Annotated in this window: 18 protein-coding genes; 3 read left to right on the forward strand and 15 right to left on the reverse strand. The window is 50.8% G+C overall.

Going from position 1 to position 21,584, the window contains the following annotated elements:
- Window positions 1-122: 122 nt before the first annotated feature.
- Entirely contained in the window at window positions 123-869 is a 747-nt protein-coding gene (locus tag AC50X8_RS03915; RefSeq protein ID WP_056030872.1) for an IclR family transcriptional regulator, read from the reverse strand.
- Window positions 870-1,085: 216 nt separating this feature from the next.
- Here AC50X8_RS03915 and AC50X8_RS03920 point away from each other — a divergent pair, with 216 nt between their 5' ends.
- Entirely contained in the window at window positions 1,086-2,162 is a 1,077-nt protein-coding gene (locus tag AC50X8_RS03920) for an alpha/beta hydrolase (RefSeq protein WP_494878743.1), read from the forward strand.
- A gap of 103 nt (window positions 2,163-2,265) precedes the next feature.
- Here the strand turns inward: AC50X8_RS03920 and AC50X8_RS03925 are convergent, their stop codons facing one another.
- From AC50X8_RS03925 to AC50X8_RS03975, 11 genes are all read right to left on the reverse strand, one after another.
- Window positions 2,266-3,900: a response regulator gene (locus AC50X8_RS03925; RefSeq protein WP_494878745.1), complete on the reverse strand. Its 1,635-nt coding sequence runs from the start codon at window positions 3,898-3,900 to the stop codon at window positions 2,266-2,268.
- A gap of 258 nt (window positions 3,901-4,158) precedes the next feature.
- Window positions 4,159-7,431, reverse strand: a complete 3,273-nt coding sequence (locus AC50X8_RS03930; protein ID WP_494878747.1) for a glycoside hydrolase family 48 protein — start codon at window positions 7,429-7,431, stop codon at window positions 4,159-4,161.
- Between the two features lie 44 nt (window positions 7,432-7,475).
- Window positions 7,476-10,046 carry a glycoside hydrolase family 9 protein gene (locus AC50X8_RS03935; protein ID WP_494879063.1) on the reverse strand — a complete coding sequence of 857 codons (2,571 nt, stop codon included), beginning with the start codon at window positions 10,044-10,046 and terminating at the stop codon, window positions 7,476-7,478.
- 440 nt (window positions 10,047-10,486) lie between these two features.
- Window positions 10,487-11,098, reverse strand: a complete 612-nt coding sequence (locus AC50X8_RS03940) for a DUF1129 family protein (protein WP_494878749.1) — start codon at window positions 11,096-11,098, stop codon at window positions 10,487-10,489.
- The gene (locus tag AC50X8_RS03945) at window positions 11,085-11,411 is read right to left on the reverse strand and encodes a PadR family transcriptional regulator (RefSeq protein WP_056032881.1); all 327 of its coding nucleotides are present in this window, start codon (window positions 11,409-11,411) and stop codon (window positions 11,085-11,087) included. Before AC50X8_RS03945 ends, AC50X8_RS03940 begins: the two co-directional genes overlap by 14 nt.
- A 224-nt stretch (window positions 11,412-11,635) precedes the next feature.
- Window positions 11,636-12,229: a GTP cyclohydrolase I FolE gene (gene folE / locus AC50X8_RS03950; RefSeq protein WP_056030885.1), complete on the reverse strand. Its 594-nt coding sequence runs from the start codon at window positions 12,227-12,229 to the stop codon at window positions 11,636-11,638.
- A 40-nt stretch (window positions 12,230-12,269) separates the two neighbouring features.
- Window positions 12,270-12,509 carry a YneF family protein gene (locus AC50X8_RS03955; protein WP_046232156.1) on the reverse strand — a complete coding sequence of 80 codons (240 nt, stop codon included), beginning with the start codon at window positions 12,507-12,509 and terminating at the stop codon, window positions 12,270-12,272.
- A gap of 145 nt (window positions 12,510-12,654) precedes the next feature.
- Window positions 12,655-13,821: a tRNA epoxyqueuosine(34) reductase QueG gene (gene queG, locus AC50X8_RS03960; RefSeq protein WP_056030887.1), complete on the reverse strand. Its 1,167-nt coding sequence runs from the start codon at window positions 13,819-13,821 to the stop codon at window positions 12,655-12,657.
- Between the two features lie 87 nt (window positions 13,822-13,908).
- Window positions 13,909-14,511 carry a signal peptidase I gene (gene lepB, locus AC50X8_RS03965; protein ID WP_056030889.1) on the reverse strand — a complete coding sequence of 201 codons (603 nt, stop codon included), beginning with the start codon at window positions 14,509-14,511 and terminating at the stop codon, window positions 13,909-13,911.
- Window positions 14,512-14,529: 18 nt separating this feature from the next.
- Window positions 14,530-15,147: a DUF402 domain-containing protein gene (locus AC50X8_RS03970; protein WP_494878751.1), complete on the reverse strand. Its 618-nt coding sequence runs from the start codon at window positions 15,145-15,147 to the stop codon at window positions 14,530-14,532.
- 64 nt (window positions 15,148-15,211) lie between these two features.
- Window positions 15,212-15,634: a GNAT family N-acetyltransferase gene (locus tag AC50X8_RS03975; protein ID WP_046232160.1), complete on the reverse strand. Its 423-nt coding sequence runs from the start codon at window positions 15,632-15,634 to the stop codon at window positions 15,212-15,214.
- A 358-nt stretch (window positions 15,635-15,992) separates the two neighbouring features.
- Between AC50X8_RS03975 and AC50X8_RS03980 the strand changes: the two genes are divergently transcribed.
- Both AC50X8_RS03980 and AC50X8_RS03985 read left to right on the forward strand, forming a co-directional pair.
- Entirely contained in the window at window positions 15,993-16,604 is a 612-nt protein-coding gene (locus AC50X8_RS03980; RefSeq protein ID WP_056030892.1) for a superoxide dismutase, read from the forward strand.
- A 263-nt stretch (window positions 16,605-16,867) separates the two neighbouring features.
- Entirely contained in the window at window positions 16,868-17,707 is an 840-nt protein-coding gene (locus tag AC50X8_RS03985; RefSeq protein WP_494878754.1) for a hypothetical protein, read from the forward strand.
- Window positions 17,708-17,810: 103 nt separating this feature from the next.
- Here AC50X8_RS03985 and AC50X8_RS03990 read toward each other — a convergent pair whose 3' ends face one another.
- From AC50X8_RS03990 to AC50X8_RS04000, 3 genes are all read right to left on the reverse strand, one after another.
- Window positions 17,811-18,731, reverse strand: coding sequence for a carbohydrate ABC transporter permease (locus tag AC50X8_RS03990; RefSeq protein WP_056030900.1), 921 nt, complete (start codon window positions 18,729-18,731; stop codon window positions 17,811-17,813).
- A gap of 91 nt (window positions 18,732-18,822) precedes the next feature.
- Window positions 18,823-19,779: an ABC transporter permease gene (locus AC50X8_RS03995; RefSeq protein WP_494878760.1), complete on the reverse strand. Its 957-nt coding sequence runs from the start codon at window positions 19,777-19,779 to the stop codon at window positions 18,823-18,825.
- A 34-nt stretch (window positions 19,780-19,813) separates the two neighbouring features.
- On the reverse strand, window positions 19,814-21,463 hold the full coding sequence (locus AC50X8_RS04000; RefSeq protein ID WP_494878762.1) for a type 2 periplasmic-binding domain-containing protein: 1,650 nt from the start codon (window positions 21,461-21,463) through the stop codon (window positions 19,814-19,816).
- Window positions 21,464-21,584 lie beyond the last annotated feature (121 nt).

A 21,584-nucleotide genomic window follows, 5' to 3' on the forward strand; every position in this document is an offset into this window, starting at 1 on the left:
CCCCATTATTTCCAAAAGGAATTAAAAAAAGCAGCGCCCGCTTCACTTTTCCTCAAGTGAAGCGGGCGCTGCTTTTCTATTCATCCGTTCAGCATGCAAGCATGCAGCTGCCTTGCTGAACGCTATTTCATCATCGTGCTCATCCGCTTGGACGCTTCCAGCAAAATAGGAGCGGCATCACGCATTTTATCCATCGTCATGCGGCTTGCCGGACCGGATACGGATAAGGCGGCGACAAGCTTGCCTTCCCGTCCAAATATAGGCGCGGAAAACGCCGCTGCGCCAGGCTCCCGCTCCTCAAAGCTCGTCGCATAGCCCTGCTCCGTAATGTCCGCAAGCTGCATCTTATATTGATCGAGATCAATCGTAAACAGCCACGACGGATCGCCAAAAATCTCTTCCCGCACGAGCGGATCGGCGTAAGCGATCAGCACCTTGCTGGATGCCCCTGCGTAAAGCGGGAGCCTCGCTCCGATTGGCGCTACCCGGCGCACAGGCTGATTGCTCTGCACCGCCTGAATGCGAATCCGCTCCGAACCGTCGCGCACGTAAATGCTTACGGTCTCGCCCAGCTTATCGCGCAGACGCTCCATCTCCGGCTGCCAAATGACCGCTGGATCATCAGTGCGGGATAAATGTGCAGACAGCTCCCATACTCGCATGCCAAGCCGGTAGCGCTCCGTTACCAGGTCGCGCTCGATAAAGCCTTTATCTTCAAGGGTGGCCAGCATCCGATGGACTGTGCTCTTATGAAGCCCTGTCCGCTCGGCGATTTCCGTCATAACCAGATCCTTTCCCGCTGTAAAACAGATCAAAATATCCAGCGCTCGTTCAACTGCGCGTACGGTTGATTTCCCTTCCTCCGCCATGATGTGCCACACCTCCCTCGTTTCATTAAGTGAAACTCATTCTCACACAGTATAACTCATCGAAGGCTTAATCGTAAAGAAAAGATCCTTTGATTACAAAAGCATTACAACACCTTAACAATACGTCGACATCAATTGACAGGCACTCCCGCTCCGCATACGATTAAAGTACTAGAAATGAGAAGCGTTTACATAGTTCGGGAGGAGGAGAAGGGTATGAGCACAACAATGATGACATCTGTTTCAATGGAGGGAACCTTCCCCCAGGGACTGCATCCCTTTCCTTCTCTGGATAAGCTCCAACTGCCGCGCCCGAGCGCAAAAACCAGGAGGTTGCACGCATTGGTTGCCCTTATTGCCTCACTGCTTGCTTTATGCATGATCATCGTCGTTATCTTCCACGCCTATGTGGCCTGGATGCTCGCCTATCCCTACGTCGCTCCGCTCACTTCCAATCCGAAGGCTGCAATCGGGCTTGATTACGAGGATGTGCTCATTCCAAGCATCAGCGGCAAAACCAACGTCAGCGGCTGGTACGTACCTGCCTACAGCGATGATTCGAACAGCGAGCCAGCTGCACGCACGATCGTGTTCAGCCATGGCTACGGCGCTAACCGCGAAGAAACGTGGGTACCGATGTATGATTTAACGAAGCTGCTTAATGGCCTTCATTATAATGTTATGCTTTTTGACTACGGCTACGCTTCTGCTACTGATAAAACGGCAGCAACTGGCGGTTTGGAAGAATCCCAGCAATTGCTCGCCGCCGTTCAATATGTGAAGGAGCAAGGCTCCAAGGAAGTGATCGTCTGGGGCTTCTCTATGGGAGCCGGAACCGCCATGCAAGCTGCGCTGCAATCCAAAGATATAAACGGCATGATTCTTGACAGCCTGTTCGTGCCAAGCGCTGATTCGCTGTTCAACAATGTCAGTCAGGTTGTGAGCCTGCCGCGTTTTCCGTCTGAAGCTTTGATCGGGGCACTGCTCCCGCTCTGGACAGGGGTAGGCATCGATTCCGTCCCAGCCGAGCAAATGATGAATACGAGCTACGATATTCCGATTTATATTATACATGGCACGCAGGATGTGAAGTCGCCATACACGACGGCTGAGCATATCGCAGACAAACAGACGAATCCATTGTCCCGCTCGTGGATCGTGCAGCAAGGACAGCATGAAATGCTGTTCCGCGAGCATCCGAGCGAATACATTCAGCGCGCCGCGCTTTTCCTCAGCCAAGTCAACCAGCAGGTGCTCGCTGATCAAGCTGATCCGGCAGCAGCCAGCGCCTAAACCCAGCGGCATGCCGCAAAGCAAATGCCCCGCACACTGGAGCTTTTCCAGCAGCGGGGCATTTGCTATGCATATAACTTTTACGATGAACCGTTACCGCAGCTCAAATTCCCGCCTCACCTTTGTAGCGCTTGCGAAACTCAATCGGCGAATAGCCTTCCTGCTTTTTGAACAGCCGTGAAAAATAAGAAAAATTGCTATAGCCCGTAATTTCCGCCACATCGCTCACCTTCAGATCCGATTGGCTGAGCAGCTTCTTCGCGTATTCCATACGCTGGCTTACGATATAATCCGTTAGCGAAGAGCCTGTCTCCTTTTTGAACAATCGGGATAAATACGCAGGGTTAAAATGCAGCAGCGAGGCGATTTCCTCCCGGCTGACCTCCTCGGACATTCGCGACTTTACGTATTGCTCGATTTGCTCTACTATAGTCGGCTCGCTCTCCTTCTGATTCGCCGCATGCTCAATGGCCATCTCAATGACCTGCCTCGTCCACAGGCGCAAATGGGCAAGCGACTTCGTGCATGGCGCACTTCCTTCCCGCTTAACGCTGACCGCATCGATAACGTAACCAATTGAGATACCGCTTTGATTGAAGGATTGATAGAGAGACGACAGTAAATGATAATAGAGCGCTTTCAAATCTTCTTTTGAAAGTGGATTTTCCTTGTCGTAGGATGCGAACCATTCATCGACAGCCTGATAAAGCTCCGCATGGCGGCCCTTCTGCAGCAGCAAGGCAATTTCCGCCGGCCAATCTTTACGGCCAAATAGCTGCTCCGGCATCTGGTGCGCTTGCTCGCCCTCAACCCACACGTCCTTCATGTCACCCGCGCACTCCCGCTCCAGTTTAAGCAAGGAGGCGCTGCGGCTCCCGAGCGTACATAGTGCTCCTGGCAAGCTGATATAGCATTTCACCCGGCTGTAAAAATAAACCCCGCAATCCTCGACCAGCCCCATGCATCGCCTGCGCAGCTCGGCAATGCTTCTCCCCTGCTCCTGTGCATGGTAGACGACGATGAACAGCTCGCCATTGCGGCTCTTGAGAACAGCGCCTGGCCAATTTTCCAACACGGTTTCCTCTGCACGGTTCATGACCGCGTACTCCAATATTTCTTCATCCTTTATGCCAAAACGCGCTTTCCAGCCGGAGATGCTGACGAGCACCAGCATAAACTCGCCGCTATCTGCTGCATCCGGCTCCATTAAGGACAATTGGCTAAGCAGCGCTTCATTATTTGGCGTTTTCCCCGCAGGATAAAGCACATCGTTCCAGAAGCGCTCGACCAGCTCCTGCTTGTGATGGCGCAGCACCTTCTCAAACTTGCCCATTCGCCGTTTCAGCAAATTATGCTCCCGATCCTGCTCCAGCTTGCGCAGCGAGCGTGCTACCGTTTCCAGCAGCAGCTCATGTCTGACAGGCTTGAGCATATAATCGAAGCAGCCTGCACGCAGCGCCGCCTGGACATATTCGAAGCGATCATGCCCCGTAACAAAAATGACGCTGGCCGAAAATTGCTCCTGGTTCAGCCATTCGAGCAGCTCCAATCCATTTTCACCCGGCATTTCGATATCGCAGATAACAACATCAATCCGCTGGTCGCAAAAGATGATTCGCGCCTCTTCTACATCCATCGCTCCATACACTTCGCTTATTCCGAGCGATCTCCAATTTACCGTCTCCATGATACTTTTCAAAGCATAAGCTTCATCATCTACCACGAGAAGGCGATACATGATAAGCACCCTCCTTTGCGCTTTGAAATGTTTATTGCAGCGGCCTGCTTCGCACAAGCCGACTATCGCTTGAATGCATCGCTTCCTTCCAAAAGTTTTCCAATTTAATCTTATCAAATTATGGATATTAACACAATATTTTCTCAATTGCCTGAGAGGGTTTTTCCATAAAGAAAAGAGGGCCGCGCAAGGCATATTCACCCAGCACGACTCCTCTTCCCTTCCGGCAAATTATTTACTTGGCCGCTGCTGCATTTTCTAAGGCTCAATGCCCCATACAAGCGTGCCGTTTTGGTAAAGCGTCACTTTATTCCAATCGACGAGCGAAGTTTTGGTCGCATCGAAGGAATAGTCATTGGCCTCATTCAAATTGGACCAATCATTTTTGGAGACACGCGTCTGGATTTGGCCGCTCGTACCACCAGCTGCAATGGAGCCTGCTGCAGCTGTGAAGCTGATTTCCATATACGTATCAGCTGTTGCAGTCGGCGAACTCATAGTCACAAAGGAGGCATGCACATTGCTGCTGCCCACTTGCGCATAGTCGCTCCAGAAGCTATGCTGCTGCGTGCCGTCCGCCGTGAAGTAGTAGCGGATTTTCAGCGTGCTCAAGTCTACTGCAGTCGTGCCATCGTTCAAAATATTAAAGTGCGCCATCATCGCATTGTTCGTAGCATTCGTATCAGCCGCTCTATACTGGACCTTGAGATTGCCGCCGACTGGAGGTGCGACAGGCGTCACGGCTACCGTGTTGGACAGCGTCGTTCCAGCAGCATTTTCAGCAACAATTCGGTACGTATAATTGGTGCCATTCACGGCACTCGCATCCGTGTATGCCGTCGTTGTCAGGCCAGTAGCTACAGATGCAAATGCGCTGCCTCCCGAGGAACGCTCGACATTATAGAAGTCTGCTCCAGAAGCTGCTGTCCAAGACAGTGCCGCTGATGCATTGCCTGCAGTACCTGTCACGGTGAATGCACCAGGTACGACGGCGCCCGGTGCAGTAGGCGTAACCGCCACCTGTGCCGAGTTCACGGATTCGCCTACTGCATTTACGGCAGTAACCACATAATAATAGGTTGTGCCATTCGTAACACTTGTATCGCTGTAGCTTGTGCCGCTAACCGCAGTCGCTACTGTCGTGTATGGCCCGCCCGTTGTTGCAGCGCGCTTCACATTGTAGCTCGTTGCGCCAGGCGTCGTGCTCCAGCTCAGGCTCGCCTGTGCATTGCCAGCTGTTCCTGTCAGTGTCGCCGGAGCGCCAGGAACGGTTGGAGCTGCTGGCGTACCCAGCAAACGGTCATACTCGGCATAAGCCGTTGCAATATCTACCTGCGACCAGAAACGGTGGTACTTGAACGTCGGTACGCCGTTATCCCATGTTTGCGTCGTATTGTTCCACGACGTGTTGTATAGATTGGACAAGTACGACCATTGCGGATCCTGCTGAATCAGTGGACGCAAATCAGCGTAGCCGATATAGACGCCATTGCCGCCTTTTGCCGGATCGGAGGCTACTGCACCGCTGCCCGGAAGCGCGTTGCCTTGGCCAAACGTCCCCGTCCATCCGCTCGGGAAGTAAATTTCCTTCGTGAAGTAGCGGTTGTAATCTGCACGCTGCTCTTCTGTGACGATACCAACGCCATCATTGAAAGTCCAAGCCGTATCAAGGAGCTTCCCAGCCATTTCCTTCGCTTCGGCTGCCAGCGGCGTCAGGCTTCCCGTCTCTGCCTGCGTACCCGCTGCGAAGAACGCGAGTGCTTTAACGTAAGTGCCGAGCGCGCCAACGTCCTGGCTCGGATTAATCGTAGTCGCATGGTAGGTCGGATTGCCTGTGTAGGAGCTAAAGCCATTCCATGTATCCGGCTGGCCATTCCACTCTTGGCCTCCCGGAATCCAGAACTCGCCTGGCGCAGATACAGTCGCTACGTTCACATTGGTTCCGCCCAGTATACGCTGGCCTTGCGCATTCAAATAGTAGCCGTCAGCGTCAGTAACCGGACGCTCATCAACGAATACATAATCCAATGTCCAGTCCACCCACTTCTGGATAACGGTTTTCGCCATTTGGAAGTTTTCCGAGCTAAGGTCGCCATTTTCAGCCAAAATATAATACAGCTCAGCTACGCGCTCAAGCGGCCATACTTGGAAGCCAAACCAAGTGTTCGAATCCGGATCATGATAAACCGGAGCTTCATCATAAGCCATGCCGTAGAATTTGCTCACGCCTGCCGGGTAAGCGGAATATTGGCCATTCCAGCTGTTCGTTGCACCACCGCCCATTGCGCCTTCAGACGATTGCAGCCACGTATAAAATTCCAGCTGGCGTTTAAGCGATGCGTTCCAGTCCGTCTGTGCCGTCGCAGACGAAGGGATAAGTCCGCCATCCTGAGTTGAAAGCGCATATGCGGCAACCGGGTTTTGGTAAGCCTGGTGCGCATGGCTTGCGCCGATACGCCAAGCCCAGTTTCCAGCGCCTTGCTCCAAGCCGCCGCCCCACGACGTATACCATGCCATCAAATACGAGCTGGCATCCTTGCCCGTTCCCGGAGTTGGCGTTCCGCCGCTAGCGCTTCCAATTTTTTGGAAGTATTTATCATACATGCCGTAACGGAGATAATCGCCCATCTTTTTCGCTTTATTCAAGTAAGCGGTATTGTTGTAGCCAAGCTCCTTCGCCCAATACATCACTTGTACGGCGCGGCCGTCCGCATCCGTCGCATTCGTGTAGCGCCACTGCTTAGCAGGCGCCTGATTTTCCTTCGTGAAGAGGGACATGAAGCCTTCGCCTGTTTTGCCGAAGGTCTGATTGTCCTGAGATGGATGCGGGATTGCCTCCCACACCGACTCCTGCTCGCCGCGCTGGAACGTATTAACGTAAGTAGATGTATGCGTTGGGTTTAGAAGATTCCCATAATTGTACCAATTGTCAACGTCGATCAACCAATGCATCAAATACGTTTGGTTGTTGCCGTACGTCGCTTTCAGCTCGGCATCCAGCGGATCTTTGCCCGCGGCATATTTGCCGGAAAGCTGCACCGGATATTGATCCGGGAACGGCTTTTCATCTGCATACGTCGCTGGGCTGTTCGGATTGTAAAAGCTCATCGTCGGCTGCTCTTCCTTGCCGTCTCCTTCATTGACTGGAATGATATACTTCTCCATATTGTCCCAGGCTGCTTCCAAATGGCTCCAGTCCTGCGTATAGTGGCCATACAGCGTCTCCAGCCATAGCCAGTAGCTGTAAGCCTCGGAAGTACTCATATGACCGTAATCCGGCGCTTCACTAATCAGCGTCTCAATGGAGTGATAAGGAATGCCTTCCGGTGAAAAATAACCGTTCGCCGGATTTTTGATCTGGTCGTACATTTGCAGGAAGCGCGACTGCTCAATGCTGACTGCCGCAGCAGCAGCCGCGGATACTTTGGGCGTAGAGCCCCAAAGTCCGGTGGACAGCGTGACGAGCAGCGTTGTTGATAGGACGAGTCCCGTTACTTTTTTCGAAGCTTTCAACGTAAAAATCGGTTTCATATCTTCTTACCTCCCTAATTTGGAATAGCAGCTAACGTCTATTACTAAGGTTCGATTCCCCATACAAGCGTTCCGTTCTGGTAAAGCGTCACCTTGCTCCAATCGACGAATGATGTTTTTGTTGCATCGAAGGAATAGTCATTCGCTTCGTTTAAATTCGACCAGTCTGTTTTTGAAATACGGCCTTGAATTTGACCGCTGCTGCCGCCTGCGCTGATCGAGCCTGCAGCTGTCGTAAAGGTGAGCTCCAAATACGTATCTGCCGTTGTAGTCGGCGTGCTCATCGTCACGAATGTGGCCTGCACATTGCTGCTGCCGATCTGTGCATAATCGCTCCAGAACTGATGAGACTGCGTGCCATCAGCTGTGAAGTAATAGCGAAGCTTAAGCGTATTCATAGCTACAGCGCTTGAACCGTTGTTGAAAATTTCAAACTGCGGCATCATCGCATTGTTCGTGGCATTCGTATCAGCTGCTCGGTACTGTACCTTCAGGCCATCGGCCGGAGTCTGCGTCGGCTGTGGCGTCGGACTTGGCGTCGACGACGGTGTTGGTGTTGGTGTTGGTGTCGGTGTTGGCGTCGACGTCGGTGTCGGCGTTGGCGTCGGTGTTGGTGTCGGTGTTGGTGTCGCAGATGGTGTAGGAGTTGGTGTTACGCCTCCTCCATCAGGTGTTTGACCGAACACGAGTGCTCCAGCATCGTAGACCGGAATTTTAGTCGTTTTTACGGTCTGGCTTGATGTAAGCCCTGCATACGAATAATCATTCGCTGGGTTCCATGCCCCTTGAGGACCGGAAATACGGAACTGGATTTCCTTGCGGAAATGCGGTTGGCCGCCAGGGTAGATTTTCGTGCCTGTAAAGTCCGCCAGCACATAATAAATGTGATTTGCCTCGTCAAATGGCTTCAGGCTAACGGCTGCGCCTTGATTATAGTTGGCAGTGACACTTACATTAGCTGCGGTGTAGCCAGCCGCATATACCTCACTTAAATCAATGAAGTAGCGGAAGGACAATTTGTCTCCCATACGGGCGGGCCATGCCGATTGATTATTCAGGAAAGCTTTGATTTCAGTAAAATTCGAGCTGGACTGATTCACTTGCGCTTCTACAAACATTTCATCGGCCTTTGTTTCGGCCGGAGGGAAGTTTGCAAGCGGCTGCTGGCCTGCGCCGTACAGCAGGTTCATTTTTGCAAGGGAAGCCGTAAAGCCTGCGTTGTAGTCCGTCGCTACCTCATTGCTGACGTAGTCGGTTATGGAATCGGTGTATTGATCCGATGCATTCGGTCCGCCTACCAATGCGCCATAAAGCGTATGACGGTGCGAGGTCGGGTTGCTTAGGCTGTCCGTCCACGAGCTGTGTGAAGTACGATGATGCGGGTGCTCCGGTGCATTGACGCCATATCCGACCACGTAGCTGCTGTTACGCGGATTATCGCCGAGCATATATTTAATCTGGCTAACGGCAAAATCGTTATAGCGCGCTTTTTTGACTGGGTCCGCTACAAAATCCGAATATACAAATGCCAGGAAAGAAGCATTCGCCGCATAGCGCAGGGAGCCCCATGAATCCAGCCATGCCAGGCCGCCCGGCGAATACGTAATTCGCGATCCGTTTGTTCCAACGGTCCAATAGTTCAAATTGCGCTCAGTCGATGCGATAAAGTCACTCGCCTCTGGTCTGCCAAGCTCAGACGTAATCCGGGCGAGCAGCAATTGCGCGCCATAACGCTTGTCATCCCAGCCGATTGTCCATTTGTAAGCCCAAGTGTTGCTTGAGCTGTCTGTATCCCAGTCATAAGCGGATTGAATGGCTTTATTCAAATAAGCGTTATCCTCTGTTGCCAGATACAGCCAAGTTGCTGCCCAAGTCAGCTCATCTTTATATCCGCTCCACGAATTGTAGAAAGAAGCAACATCGGTAATACAATCTGAGTATTTGCCCCGGTATGTGTCTGCAAAGCTGTAAAGCTCCTTCGCGTGCTGGAGCAGAAGCGCAGAATAAGCCGGATCTGATTGCTTAAACACGATAGATGAGGAAGCGAGTGCCGCCGCCGTCTCTCCTGCCAAGTCCGAGCCACGGCAGGTTTCCGTGATTTTAAAAGAAGGACGCGCCATTTGCATCACTTCTGCTGGTCCCCACCAAGCATGATCGGCATTGCCGGCTCCAACCTGCCCCCAAAGCTCATTAGGCGCTGTATGCGCTCTCACAAAATAATCGGTAGCCCACTTCAAATTGTCCAAAATCTCGTTCAACTGGCCAGCCTGCTCATAGCCTTCCTTATATTCATAAACCGACCATGCCAGCATAGTAGCTGAAAAAGCCATCGGAAGCCCAAATTTCACATGATCCCCAGCATCATACCAGCCGCCTGTCAAATCGACGCCATGATCGGCTCCGTCGAGCAAACCGGAATCGCCACGCCATTCGACACGGTTCGTGTCCGGAAGCGGTCCTGAACGCTGAGTCTCATAAAAATAAATCGCTTTCTGCAATGCCTCTGCATAATTATAATTACCTGCCGCCTGGACGCTCGAGATTGGCTGCAATGGCACGCTTCCTAGCAGCAGTGCGATTGCAAGCGCCTGAACGAGCACCCATTTGATCCGCATTTTGCGGTTTTTACTCAAAACCAACAACTCCTCTCATCTTTTTCACTGCCACTTGCTTCGTATTGGCCTTGTCTCTGTTCTCTCCTCCTCCCGCTTCTATTCCGTCGCCCTCCCCACTGTATAAACTAATACGAGGGTCTAATACCATTTTATAGGATCAAATTCAGGTGGCACTAGTCCTTTAAATGACTTCTTTACTGTCACTTTAATGACTTTTTTGACGTTTTTTTCGTACAACCCCTACTTAAGCCCTTCCTTTTTTAGGGATAATAGTACAAATTGTTCCATCATCTAGGAGCAGTTCCAGCCCACCGCTTGGGATGCCTAAAAAAACAAAAAAGACCCGAATGCCTTTCGCCTAGCCAGCGAAAACATTCAAGTCTTATGGAGTGTGTCCTTCCAGATCTATATGAGAACTTGAGGATTATTGCAAGCACGTTCTATTTTTTCTTTTTCAATAGCGGCCCAAACAAGGAGATCAAAATAATGATCAAGCTGACCGAGGCTATCCCATAAGCATAACCCCCATGAAACACGAGCTGCGGCTGAGCGGGCAGAAGACGATTAGCAAACACAACGAATCCAAAATACGCTCCCAGAGTAACCAGACTTATTGCACAAGTAATCCAAACGGATTGGCGCTTCGGCATGAAAGCTCCCTTTCTTAACGCGATCAACAGCCCACAAGCCAATGCAGAGGATAAAATGATATAAGCGATGGTTTCATATAACGGAATAATCAATTCCCCAGTGAAGCCCATTATAAAACGCCATAAAAGCAATAAAGGAAGCAAGAGGGCATACGTTTCAAGCTGCTCCCGCTTTGTTGGCTTAGGCAATTCCCGAATGATTTCATCACAATAGGACTTAGGATTTTGCCCAAAAACCTGCTCGAACGATTTCCCATCTTGTTGGGCCGTTAATAAATGGTCCTCCAGCTCCATAAGTATTTCACTGGCTTTCTTGTCAGAAACAGAGCTGCTGCGAACGTAAAACTTCATTTCGTTTAATAACGTTTCATTTCGTGGATTCAGCATCCTACACACCTTCATTTCCTAAAATTTGGTTTACTGCGACACTTAGCTCTTTCCATTTGCCGCGAAACAGCTCAAGCTGCTGCTCCCCTTCCGGGGTCAGACGATAATATTTGCGGTTTGGCCCAGATGCAGAGGGCCGCTGCGTACTCGTTATAATCTGCTCTTTCTCCAATCGAAGCAAGAGTGGATATATGCTGCCTTCCTTAGCGAACACGAAGCCATTTACGGCGAGCTTCTCCATAATTTCATACCCATATGTCTCCTCCTCAGCTATAACTGCCAGCAGACATCCTTCCAGTACCCCTCTAACCAATTGACTAGACACGATCAAACCTCCATTTCGCAGCCATCCCACTATATTGCAAAGCAAGGTAGCGGATTAAAAAAAGAACTAACTTGTATTGCAAGTTAGTGACTTAATCTTATAATGGTTCCCCATTTTTTGCAAGCCCAACATTTTTTGATCAAAAAAAACCGCTCCACAAGCTGGCGCATGATGCACACTGGCCTGTGGAGCGGTCTTTGGTTATCCAATCGCTACTACGAAAAAAATTAGGACTTGAGCAAAGCTAAAAATTCGGAGCGCAGAGCCGGATTGGAACGGAACTCTCCGCGCACCGCAGACGTCACCGTCATGCTGCCAGGCTTCTTCACCCCGCGGGAGCACATGCACAAATGCTCGCCTTCCACGACGACCATAACGCCATGCGGCTGCAATTCCTTGTCTAAAATATCCGCGATTTGGCTCGTTATCCGCTCCTGTACTTGCAAGCGTCTTGTAACGGCTTCTACTAGGCGAGCCAGCTTGCTGAGGCCAGCAATCTTGCCGCTTGGAATGTAACCAATATGTGCTTTGCCGAAAAATGGCGCCATATGATGCTCGCACTGGCTGTAATAGATAATATCTTTTACAATAACCAGCTCTTCATGCTGTTCATCGAACGTAACGCCTAGCACCTCGCTCGGATCAACCTCATAACCTGCGAAAATCTCTTCATACATGCGGGTGACGCGTGCAGGCGTCTCCAGCAGCCCTTCCCTTTCCACATTCTCGCCAACAAGCTTCAAAATTTCCTTCACATGAAATTCAATCTGCTCCCGGTTCTGAATGACTTTAGAGTTGACGTAATCTTTCTTTCCCGCCATGCGGACCACCCTCTTTTTCGCTAATCAACAGCTGATGCCGTTATCTGCGCGGCATCTTCTGATTTTTGTTCATATTCTGGTTCTGGTTTTTCATCATGTTCTGGGCACGCGTCATCTGCTGCTTATTCAGATTATAGCCCATTTGCTTCGCCATCTTTTGAATCATTTCTGGATCGCTTTGCATTTTCTCTAGCTGTTTGCGCAAGTAGAATACGCCGATGAAAAACCCACCGACTGCCCCCACGATTAATGTCACAATCGGAATAATGTAACTCCACATAAAAAGCAACTCACCTGACCCTTTCCCGACTTAAACTTGTCTATAATGACCCCTATAATAGCATGTAAACTTGACATTCGCAAACGTTGGAAGCGCAAACGGCGTACCCTATTCCAGCAGCCGCCAAACGCAGGCGGCGGCTGGATCAACGAGGGACCGTATCGGCTCCTTCTGCTAGCGAATGCAGCGCCTGCTCCATATAGCGCCGCGCGTCATCATCCGCCTCCTGCAGCAATGCCTGCCGGATCGCTTCCTCTGCCTCTGCGCCGCCAATGCGGCCCAGCGACCATGCTGCCGTTCCCCGCATAACCGGGCGGACATCCTGGCGCAGCACTTGAATGAGGTCCGGAACTGCACTGGGATCTTTAAAATTGCCCAGCGCAATAACGGCATTGCGCTGAATGGGCTTTTTGCCCCTCCAAGCAGAAGAGCTGCTCGCATATAGACGTTGAAATTCTTTATTGCCAATCGTCAGCAGTGGGGTAAGCAGCGGCTTAACCAGCTCATGATCCGGCTGAAGCTCTGGCTGATGCGTCCAGTTTTTGCCCCGGTTTACCGGACATACTGTCTGGCATGTGTCGCAGCCGTACAGGCGGTTGCCGATTTTTCGCATGTAGCCGTCTTCTACAAAACCTTTCGTCTGAGTAATAAACGAAATGCAGCGGCTCGAATTAAGCTGGCCTGGGCCCACGAGCGCATCCGTCGGGCAAGCATCAATGCATTTGGTGCATTCGCCGCAGCCATCGGTCACTTCCTCATCTGGCTCCAGCGGCAAATTCGTAATCATTTCGCCAAGGTAGATCCACGAGCCAAGATCCTCGGACAATATTGCACAGTTTTTGGCGCTCCAGCCTAGTCCAGCGCGCTCGGCAACGGCCCGATCGGATAAAGCTCCAGTATCGACCATGCTTTCAGCCCGAAAGCCCGGTACGCGCTCTACGAGCCAAGCTTCAAGCCGCCCAAGCCTGTTCCTCAGCACCTTATGATAATCCTCGCCCCAAGCCGAGCGGGACAAAATGCCCCTTCTCGCTCCCGGCTCCGATTTAGGTGGTTGATGGAGCTTGGAGGGATAAGCGATCGCGATGGCGATAATCGATTGCGGCTGGTCAAACAACAGCGCCGGATTGGTACGCTTGTCAAGGTCCGGCTCTTCGAAACCAGACTCGTAGCCAAGCTCACGGTGCGAAATAAGCCGCTGCTTCAAGGTGGTGAACGGATCAGCAGAAGCGACGCCAATTTTGTCGATGCCGAGGCTGCGCGCGGCGGCTTTCATTTCTTTTTTCAATGCAGCGTAATACGCTCGTTCCTCCATCCCTTCACCTCCCATAAGCTTAAGCCTGATGTTTGATTCGCCGTTCTCCAATCACTATGGCTGGGTCTATAAACGCTTTAATTAAATCTATAACGACTTTATTTGTTTGTATGGCCATACGATAAACTGCGCCTTGCCCTCAATCGCTGAAAGCGGAACCGTTCCAAACATCCGGCTGTCCTTGCTCGCCCGCGCATGACGGTTGTCGCCCATCACATAATAACTGCCTGCCTCAACGGTGAGCGGCATCATGTCCAAATCCTCAATGTCCGTATCAATATACGGTTCGTCCACAAGCTCGCCATTGCGATACAAATGCTTATCCGAAATTTCAATTTGGTCCCCTGGCAAGCCCACGACGCGTTTTACCAGCAGCTCCTGCTCTTTGCCAAACGCAGAGGGGTCCTCCAAAATAACGACATCGCCGATTTTGGGCGTACCGATCAAATAAACGAATTTATTTACAAACAGCCATTCCTTCTCCTGCAAGGTAGGCTCCATGGAATGTCCCTCTACGGTCGAAAGATTAAACACAAACAGATGCAGCACTGTAACGAGAATGAACGATATGCCAACGGTTTTTACCCATTCCCAAAGCTCCTTCGACCAGCCCGGGCGCTTAAGCGCTCCAAGCTGCTCCTGTCCTTCAGCTTCGCCGCTGCTGCCGCCGTCAAATGAAAATCTATCCATTCCTTAACCGCCTCCGCCCTATAAGCTTGTGCGCCATGTTTCATAATAAGCGATAATCACTTCGTCATCAAAAGGAACAGCTTGCTCGTCCATCCGCAAAAGCAGCTCATCCAGCCCTTGCAGCACATGCTCCTGCACATCTCGCGGGTAGTCGTACTTCGCTTTATGAAGCTCGAACTCATCCTCATCTACAACCTCTCGGCTGCCGTCTGGCAGTCGGATGACATCCAAATCGTAGTCGATATAGGTGAGCAGCTCACTATCCCAAGCAAATGGTGAAGCGAGATTGCAGTAATAGCGAATACCGCCTTCCTCAAGCAGCGCAACCACATTATACCACTGTCCGGGCAGAAAAAAAGAAACCGCAGGCACCTGGCTCATCCAAACCTTGCCGCTGGCCTCCACAATGGGTGTCTCAAAGTTGATCGTCACCTTAAAGCCAAGTGCGGCATGCTGCGGAATGAGCAGAGGTGCCGGAATAAGCCAATTATGCTGCCAAATGCGGTGGATGCTGCCATCGTGCTTGGAGCTCCTGATGACGCAATGCTGATAGGGATCCATGTTGTTCTCCTTCTTGCAGGCGCTAAGCGCAGCGCTTAAATAGCCCTCTTTATAAAATAGAAAAGCATATCCCATCGCCAAAAGCAATGGCGATGCAGATATGCCCTGCAAACGGTTATTGGACAGCCAGAGGCTTGTCCTAACCTGCTATAATACTTAGCTGTTGGAAAGAGCGGAAAAAATCTTTGGACACATAGCCCAGCGATTCATAAAGCGGCAAAACGGCTTCATTATGCTCATCAGCTGTAATTAAAATTTTCTTTACTTGGCGTTGTTGGAATCTTAGGCGCAAAGACTCGATAAGCGCTTTGCCAATTCCTTGACGCTGATGGTCCGCATGAACCGCAACACGATAATAGTAGCCCGTGTTATTATCAATCGTACCGATAATGACACCTACAACTTCCGACTCATAGAGAGCGACGAGAACAAGCTCGCTATCCCATGACAATTGACGCGCAAAAGCTTCCATTGTTTGCTCGTAACATTCTTCAGTTAATACATCCGCAAGAAGAGCCGTTAGCAACCTGTAATCTGATAATTGGAAGGAACGAACATTCATTATCGATACACACCTCTATACCATGTCATTGTGCTGCAATTTAATCATTATACTACATCTTCTATCGTTTTCCTTCACAAAATTTTAAAATTTGTTTAAAAAAATCTAAGAATTTAGCGAATTATGACTGAAAACGCTTTAAATTAAGCGCTTACATAAAGTTTTAGCCGATTTTCGTGCATTTGATTGGTTTTTCTCCCGCTTATGCATAATTACTTTAACAATATGACATGCTACTTAAGTCTACCTTATCTATTAAAATTCGACTTTTGAAACATCAATGTTGATTTATGTGATTGGATAGGGGATAATAAGAAGAGTAATTTACATATTCTAATTTTAGGAGGCTGTTTATATTATGGCACATCAATTACCAGCACTTCCGTATGCTAATAACGCTCTTGAGCCCCACATCGACGCTCTGACGATGGAAATCCATCACGACCGTCACCACAACGCTTATGTAACAAACCTGAACGCTGCTTTGGAGTCCGCTCCTGAGCTGCAAGGCAAATCCATTGAGGATTTGATTGCTGATCTGGCTAGCGTACCTGAAGCGATCCGTACAGCGGTTCGCAACAATGGCGGTGGACATGCTAACCACAGCCTGTTCTGGGAAACAATCGGTCCTGACGCTGGCGGCGCTCCAACTGGCGCACTGGCAGCTGCGATTGATAGCGAGCTGGGCGGCTTCGATACATTCAAAGCTGACTTTGCAAAAGCTGCTGCTACCCGCTTCGGAAGCGGCTGGGCATGGCTTTCCGTGAAAGACGGCAAGCTTAAAGTTGCAAGCCTGCCGAACCAAGACAGCCCGATCATGGAAGGCGAAACACCGCTTCTTGGTCTGGACGTTTGGGAGCATGCTTACTACCTGAACTACCAAAACAAACGCCCTGACTACATTGCAGCGTTCTGGAACGTTGTAAACTGGGCTGAAGTTGGCAAACGTTACGAAGCAGCTGTTAAATAATACAGCTTGCCGTTTAAAGCGGAGTCTCCACTTGGAGGCTCCGCTTTTTTTATATAAGCCGATTATAATTCCCCCCTTATAATGGGCTTATATTTCACCCGCGAAACGGCAGCTTTGCCGCCAGAGGACGGTGACAGCCGTTTACGCTTGGTTGTTTTCCAGCTTTCCAGTAAAACTATGCACAAGGATAGGCATTCGCCGCATAACATGAAGTAGGATAGTTAAATGCCTAACTCGACGTGCAAAGGAGTCTGACCTATCGCATGAACGATACTTACGGTTTCACCAATGAGCAAGTGCAGATTTATGTCCCGCCATCTCCGTCTTCCCGCGCAGGGCAAGACTGCGGCTGTGGCGGCCCGCGCATGCTGATGCCCGGAATGCCTGGCGGCGGCCCGGGACTATTCCCGCCTGGACCGGGGCCAGGGCCATTCCCTCCGGGGCCAGGGCCGTTCCCTCCGGGACCAGGGCCGTTCCCTCCGGGGCCAGGGCCGTTCCCTCCGGGACCAGGGCCATTCCCTCCGGGGCCAGGGCCATTCCCTCCGGGGCCAGGGCCATTCCCTCCGGGACCAGGGCCATTCCCTCCGGGACCAGGGCCATTCCCTCCGGGACCAGGGCCATTCCCTCCGGGACCAGGGCCATTCCCTCCGGGACCAGGGCCGTTCCCTCCGGGACCAGGGCCGTTCCCGCCGGGGCCGTTCCCACCGTTCCCATTCCCGATTCCGCTGCCGATTCCTATTCCGTTCCCTCCGGGACCACAAGGGAGGGTAACGGTCGTTATTAACGGAGGACGGGTGTTTCCAAACGTTACTCAGGCGTACCGAGTTATCCACCGTATCGGCATGACGATTTATCAGGCGCTGTGGGAAACCGGAGTTGTCCGGTTTGGCTTCAACGGACAAATTACTTCGATCAGCGGCATTCCGATCGGTGGCAATATCAGCTATCTGCTGCGCCTGAATGGCAGAGTTATCCCATCCACGCTGCTGAGCTTCCCGCTTCAGCGCAATGACGCCGTAGCTCTGGAACTGATTTACTCCCCTTCTGGCCGCCAGAGCGATGAGGATTTAGCTGACATTTCCGATGTCACACAGCAGTCCTAAAATAATGGATAAAAAAAGAGCGGGCCTACGAATAACGTAGGCCCGCTCTTTCCAATTCCTGACCAGCTTCAGCTCCCGCTGCAACAAGTGGACAAGCTTTCCTTTATTCCTTGACGCCGCCGAGCGTCAGCCCCGTAACGAAGTATTTTTGCAAAAACGGGTATACGATAATAATCGGCACGGTAGCTACAACTGTAATAGCAGCCCGGATCGACGCTGGCGTTACGATGTTCGCCTGAATATTTTTGCTGCTGGCGAAGGCCGACTCTGCTGTGCCTCCAACGCTCATATTGGCGGATTGCAGCTTTTTCATCAGCTCATATTGCAGCGTGCTTAAGTTAATATTCGAGGAATTATATAAAAAAGTATCGAACCAGCTATTCCATTGCCCCACCGCGACGAACAGCGCAATCGTAGCAATGACGGGCAGGCTGAGCGGCAATATGATCCGCATAAAGATCGAGAAATGCGTCGCCCCATCTATTTGCGCAGATTCTACCAGGCTCTCGGGCAAGCCTTCCATAAAGGATCGCATGACTATAAGGTTGAACGCGCCAATAAGTCCCGGGATGACATACACCCAAAACGTCCCGTACAGATGGAGGTTTTTAATGAGCATATAGGTTGGAATCAGGCCGCCGCTGAAGTACATCGTAAAGATGAAGATGAAGGAAATCGGCCCCCGCAGCACATAATCCTTGCGGCTTAATGTATAGGCCAGCATTGCTGTGCAGAACACGCTGCTTACTGTACCGAGCAGCGTCCGGGCAACGGAAATAAAGAAAGCATGATAAATGAGCCCATCCTGAAACAGCGTGCTGTAATTAAGTGTCGTGAACTCTCGCGGCCACAGAAAGGTGCTGTCCCGAACCGTATCCTGCGCCTGATTAAAGGAAACGGCGAGCGTGTTCAAAACCGGATAAAGCGTAAGCACGAGCAGTGCTAGCAGAAATACGGTATTGCATAGGTCAAAAAGCAAGTCAGCTGCCGACCTCTTTGACCTGCTGAGTGTCGTCGTTGTCATCGTCTCCTCCTGTTCCCTATCGCCTAGCATGAGTGTAAAACAGGCTTTTGCCCTCCAGGACCGGGCGGCAAAAAGCTCATTTTTTCTCCGATTAAAACAGCCTCTCCTGCCCCATCCGCTTCGCCATGCGATTCGCGGCCAGCAGCAGCACGACGCTGATAACCGTCTTGAAAATGCCGGCGGCGGTTGCAAACGAGAACCGCGACAAATTAATGCCGTATTTTAGTACAAATATATCGATCGTCTCGGAATAATCCACCACCATTGGTGTTTGCAGCAAATATTGCTGTTCAAAGCCCGCATCCAAAATATGCCCAATATTCATAATAAGCAGAATAACGATGATGCTGCGAATGCCGGGCAGCGTAATATGCCTTATTTTTCGAAACCGTCCCGCTCCATCGATGCTTGCCGCCTCATAAAGCGAAGGATCAATCGTCGTCATCGCCGCCAAATAAATAATGGCACTCCAGCCGATCTCCTTCCACACATTTGAGGCGCCAATAATCCACCAAAAATAATGCTGCTCGGAAAGCCACATGATCGGCTCCTTAATAATATGCAGGCTCACTAGCAGTTTGTTGACAGCCCCATCTATGGAAAGCACGTTCATAATCAAGTTCGCGGCCACAACCCACGATAAAAAATGCGGCAGGTAGCTGACCGTCTGGACGATACGCTTGAACATGATTTTGCGCACCTCATTGAGCAATAGCGCCAGACCGATCGAGCTGACGAAGCCGAACACAAGATTAATCAAGCTCATCGCGAGCGTATTGCGTATGACGCGGATAAAGTTCTCATCTTGAAACAATTCGCGAAAGTTGGCCAGCCCCACCCATTCGTTATCCAGCATCACCGAGCCAAGCTTATAATTTTGAAAAGCCATCATCCACCCATACAGCGGCAAGTATGCAAAAATAATGACGTACACCACAAAAGGAATCGACATGACCATTAGCGCCTTCTGGCTGCGCAGCTTGCTCCACTTGCCCCGACTTTTTTTGATTCCGGCATGCTCTTTCACACGCTCTACCGTTACTGACATGGCATGCTCTCTCTCCCTCCTCGCCGCGAGCTCCTTACCAATTCTCTTGGCGGTCCTTCACCTTCGTCGTCAGCTCATCGAGCCAGCCTTGAACGTCCAGCTTCTCTACGGCAGCGACATATTCATTCCAATATTTTTCGAAGTCATCGGCGTTTTTGGCAACGACCATTTGCGGTGGATATTTTTTATTAATATCGTTAAGCTTCTGGTTGAATACTTTGTTTGTCTCCGTCAGCTCGATGCTCCAGAGCGGGAAATATTTGCGGTTCAGATTCGGGCCGTCGAACAGCTCCTCGTAAGTCGTTGCGCCGTAAGCCTTCAGCAGCTCCTTATCCATTTCATCATATCCGGCGGCAATCTCTTCCGGCTGCTGATACTGCTGGTAGCTGTTTCCGTCAGCCATCGTGCCCGAAGAGCCTGGCCAGTACCAGAGGATGTTGCCGGTTGTTTTCAAGCCGTTTTTCGGATCGGCAAAAAAGTCCCGCTGCTCCTGATTGCGATAAAACCGCCCGGTGTCGCTGACCGTATAGTCTTCGCCCGCCACGCCCCAGTTGCGCAGCAATTGTCCTTCTTCGCTTGCCATGTAATCGGCATATTTGATCGCCGCTACAGGATCCTTCGCATTTATCGTAATCGAGAAGCCCATATTGTAATTCATCGAAGGCACATCCAAATAATCCGGCTGAATGGTATCATCGAAGGTAAGCTGGAGCGGCACAAACATCCGGTTCGCCTTGCCCTGCTGCTTCAGGGAGTCCAGCGCCGTCTGGAACTGCCACTTCTGGTCAAACATCCCCAGCACCCGGCCGCTGGACAGCTTAGCCAAATACTGCTCATAGTTCATCACAAAGGCTTCCTTATCGATCATGCCTTCCCGGTACATTTCATGCAGCTTGGCGTAATACCGCTTCGTAATGTTTTCGTCCGTCTGATAGAAGGCCAGCTTGTTCGCCACCGGGTCAACAATAGCCCGAGAATCGTTAGGGCCGCCGGCCAAAAATTGCATCGCAGTCGTCAACGTGAAATTGCGGTTGTCATAGGTCAAAATTTCAAAAGGAATCGTATCCGCGCCATCGATTTGCGGGTATTTTTTATAATAGGCGCGCAAAACATCGACGTATTGGTCAAACGTCGTAATTTTCGGATAGCCTGCGTCCTTGAGCACTTCCTTCTGTATCCAGAAGGCTGCGCTAATGCCCTTAATCGGCGTCCCCGTAGGCGCAACCTGCGGCAGCGCATAAATATGTCCATCTGCTGTTTTCAGCCGTTCCCAATAGGGCCCATAGATGCGCTTAATGTTCGGGGCATGCTGCTCAATTAAATCCTCCAGCGGGATAAGCGCATTCGCATCCTCGAATTTAACCGTCTGATCCGTATTGATGAGGTCAGGGTAATCGCCTCCGGCGATCATTACCCCTACCTTCTGCTCCTTCTCGCCGACGAGCCGCTCATATTTGATCTTTACTCCTGTTTTCTGTTCAATCATGTCGCCAATTTTTGTATGCTCGGGAACATTGTCGCCGGGATCAAAGATGAAATAGCTGAATGTGGTCAGTTCCTCGCCGCTGTTATTTTTGCTGGTGCCAGCAGCCGTATTCGTACTCTCCGTGCTGCATCCTCCTACTATCATCGACAAGGCCAAAGATGCCCCCGTGATCCATGTAAGCGCTATTTTTTTACTCAAGATCGTTGCCACCCTCCCTTTAATATAAATTAACTGTATCAAACAGGAAGCTGCCCAGGTACCCGAAAAACCTTAACATCATACCCCGCAAATCTAATGAGATTGACAGCTATTGCTTCAG

The organism is Paenibacillus sp. JT22N15 (assembly GCF_059383755.1).